Origin of the sequence: Streptomyces sp. JJ38 (assembly GCF_019303475.1) — a bacterium.
Classification (GTDB): domain Bacteria; phylum Actinomycetota; class Actinomycetes; order Streptomycetales; family Streptomycetaceae; genus Streptomyces.
The window spans coordinates 1-3,270 of the sequence record NZ_JABLSI010000093.1 but is presented as its reverse complement, the minus strand read 5'-3'; the positions used below and the strand labels follow the sequence as shown (position 1 = coordinate 3,270).

Annotated in this window: 4 protein-coding genes; all 4 read right to left on the bottom strand. The window is 75.2% G+C overall.

The annotated features are described in order from the left end of the window. The coding region (locus tag HPT28_RS26320) for an NADH-quinone oxidoreductase subunit C (protein ID WP_219094469.1) at positions 1–650 on the bottom strand (650 nt) is incomplete at its 3' end. Further along, on the bottom strand, positions 647–1,255 hold the full coding sequence (locus tag HPT28_RS26315; protein WP_219094467.1) for an NADH-quinone oxidoreductase subunit B: 609 nt from the start codon (positions 1,253–1,255) through the stop codon (positions 647–649). The genes HPT28_RS26315 and HPT28_RS26320, both read right to left, overlap by 4 nt. Continuing rightward, entirely contained in the window at positions 1,246–1,611 is a 366-nt protein-coding gene (locus HPT28_RS26310) for an NADH-quinone oxidoreductase subunit A (protein WP_219094465.1), read from the bottom strand. The genes HPT28_RS26315 and HPT28_RS26310 overlap by 10 nt, the downstream gene beginning before the upstream one ends. 478 nt (positions 1,612–2,089) lie before the next feature. Next, complete coding sequence (locus HPT28_RS26305; RefSeq protein ID WP_308119536.1) at positions 2,090–3,142, bottom strand: hypothetical protein; 1,053 nt, start codon at positions 3,140–3,142, stop codon at positions 2,090–2,092. Between the last annotated feature and the right edge of the window lie 128 nt (positions 3,143–3,270).

The following is a 3,270-nucleotide window of genomic DNA, read 5'->3' as shown; positions in this document are numbered from 1 at the left end:
CGCGGCGGACGCTCCCCGGCCGCCGCGCGGCCGCGGGTGGCCCGGGCCGGGCGGGCGGGGGCTGGCGGCAACTGGCCCTTGAGCGGGCCCCACTCGTTCGGGTCGGGCACGCCGGGCGGCAGCATCTGGCGCCGCTTGGGCCCACCGTGTTCCGACTCCCCCGGCTCCTTGGCGCCGGGCCACGCCTTCGCCACCCGCGCGGCGAGGACGAAGTCCTTGCGCAGCGGGTGGCCCTCGAAGGTCTCGGGCAGCAGCAGCGGGGTGAGGTTCGGGTGGCCGGGGAAGTCGACGCCGAACATCTCGTGGGTCTCCCGCTCGTGCCAGGCGGCTCCGGCGTAGATCCCGGTGGCCGTGGGCAGGGCGGGCGTGTCGTGCGGGACGGTGGTGCGCAGGACGAGCCGCCGGACGCCTTCGCGGCCCTCCGAGGGAAGGGCGGCGACGTGGGCGGCGACGAGGAAACCGGTGCCGGGCTCGTCGACGGCGCTGAGCCAGTCGAAGTAGGTGCAGCGCAGCTCGTCGCGCGCGGTGCGCAGGGCGGTGAGCCACTCGGCGGCGGGGACGTCGACGGTCAGCAGCTCGTAGGCGTCCTCGGCGCGGGCCTCGGCACCGAACAGCTCCTCGGCGGGGCGGGGCAGCCAGTTCACGCTCACCGCTTCCCCTCCTCGTTCGGCGGGGCGACGAGCCCGCTGGTCAGGGCGGCGGTGCCGGGCCGGGAGCCGGGGCCGGAGCGGGCCGCCGTACCGGGGCCGTAGCGGGCGGCCGTGGACTCGGCGGCGATCTTCTCCTGGAGCTTGAGGACGCCCTGGAGCAGGGCCTCGGGCCGGGGCGGGCAGCCGGGCACGTAGACGTCGACGGGGATGACCTGGTCGACGCCCTTGGTCACCGAGTAGGAGTCCCAGTAGGGGCCGCCGCAGTTGGAGCAGGCGCCGAAGGAGATGACGTACTTGGGCTCGGGCATCTGCTCGTAGAGCCGCTTGACGGCGGGGGCCATCTTGTCCGTCACGGTGCCGGAGACGACCATCAGGTCGGCCTGCCGGGGGCCGGGCGCGAAGGGGATGACGCCGAGCCGGATGAAGTCGTGCCGGGCCATGGAGGCGGCGATGAACTCGATGGCGCAGCAGGCGAGCCCGAAGTTGAACACCCACAGGCTGTAGCGGCGTCCCCAGTTGAGCACGACCTTCATCGGCTCGGGGGCCAGCTTGGCGAGCGTGCCGAGCCGGCGCGGCATCGGCAGGTCGGTAGGTGTCACGTCCATGTGAGGACACCCTTCTTCCAGGCGTAGAGCAGGCCGACGGCGAGCAGACCGAGGAAGAGCAGCATCTCCACCAGGGTCACCGCGCCGAAGGCCGCGAAGACGGTGGCCCACGGGAACAGGAAGATCGAGTCGATGGCGAAGATGACGTAGAGGAAGGCGTAGACGTAGTAGCGGACCTGGGTGTGGGCCCAGCCCTCCCCCACCGGGTCGACGCCGCACTCGTAAGTGAGCATCTTCTCGCGCGTCGGCACCACGGGCCGCAGGAGCGCTCCGGCCGCGAAGGACACGGCCACGAAGAGCACGCCGACGACCGCGACCAGCCCGACGACCGCATAGCCGTGGAAATAGTCCGGCACCGTCCTACCTCGTCCCTCTCGTCCCCGTCGTCCCTGTCTGTGCGTCGGCGTTCGACGATCTGTACGGACGGGAGTCTAGGCCCTGGTCGGGCCACGCGTGGCCCTGTCTCACGGCCCGGGCGAATCCCGTCCAGCCCGGCCGACATCCACTGGTTTACCCCTGTCGTCCGCTGTGCGCAGGTGCTGGGCGAGTTGCTGGAAGCCCTCCCGGCCGAGGGCGGCCAGCGGATGGGAGACGCCCGCGCGGGCGGGCGGGCCGAGTCGCCGGCCGGACGGCGAGGGGTACCCGCATGGCGGTGTCGAGGCCGATCCCCGTGACCTCCCCGGGGCCGAGGGCGAAGGCGAGGGGCTCGGGCGGGCCGGCGTTGCCCTCGGGGAGGTTGGGCGGCGGCTCGACGAAGCGTTCGGCGGGAGCGGGCGCGCGGTGCGGGTGGTTCGGGCGGTGCGGGCGGTGCGGGCCGGTGCGTCACGCGGACGCTCATCGCGCCGCCGCTCCGTGTGGCCCGGGGCCGGGGCCGCCCGCGCCCGGTCCGGGGCCGCCCGTCCCGGAACCGGGCCCGCCCGTCCCGGGGCCGGAACCGGGGCCGCCCGTGCCTGGGCCCGGGGCCGCGGTGCGGCCGGCGCGGGCGCCGCGCGACATGGCGCGGTCCATCAGCGTCGCCGCGATCCGAGCGGCGGCCTCCCGGGTGGACTGCCCGAGCAGGCTCGTCCGGATGCCGCCCCCGGCCGCCAGGTGACGGTCGTAGGGAAGGCTCAGCACCTTCGCCCCGCCCGCCTCCAGGTATCCGGCCGCCTCGGACTCGTCCAGCGTCATGTCGGGCGTGCTGTGGGTGAGGACGACGACGGTCGTGGGCAGCATGCTGCGGTGCAGGCCGCCGATCCAGTCCAGCACGGTGCGGGTGGCGGCCACGCCCTCGACGGTGGCCGGGGTGACCAGGACCCGCGCCTGGGTCGTCGTCAGCGCGGTGCGGGCCACCTCGGCGGGCAGCGTCTCGCAGTCCACGAGGGTCGTGCCGAAGTAGCGGCGCAGGGAGGTCATCACGACCCGGTAGGTGTCCACGTCGAGCTGGGCGCCGACCGAGCCCTGGCTGCCGGGCAGCAGCCAGCCGCCGCCCGGGAACGGCAGCAGGTACCCGGTGACGTCGGTGATCTGCATGGACGGGTCCACGATGCGCGCCAGGTCCGCGCAGGACCAGCGCACCTCCGCCGCCCCCAGACGGCGCGGCAGCGTGCCCAGCGCCGGATCGGCCTCGACGGCGAGCACCGGGTCCGTGCGGTAGTGCGCGAACGTCAGGGCCAGCAGGGCGGCGAGCGTGGACTTGCCCGCGCCGCCGCGGATGCTCGTCACCGCGATCTGCCGACCGGTGGTGATGGGCTGCTGGATGGCGTGCGCGGTCTCGGTGGCGGCGGCCGTGTCCTTGGCGGTGGACGTCACCAGGCGCCGCAGCAGCAGCCCGGTGCGGCGGGCGAGGCTGTCGCCGTGCCGGGAACGCCCCTCGGCTCCGGCGAGCTGCGGCGCGACGACGGGCACGGAGACCGGCGTGGGCGGCGCCGGCTGGGAGCCGCGCGCTGGGGAGGTCCGCGCCCGCGGTGCAGGGCTGGCGGGCGCAGACGGCGCCTGCGCCCGCGGAACCTCCGCGGCCTGCGGCCGCCCCGCCT

Excerpts from the sequence above, each read along its gene's own strand:
- HPT28_RS26315 (WP_219094467.1), bottom strand. The coding sequence starts at position 1,255 with ATGGACGTGACACCTACCGACCTGCCGATGCCGCGCCGGCTCGGCACG.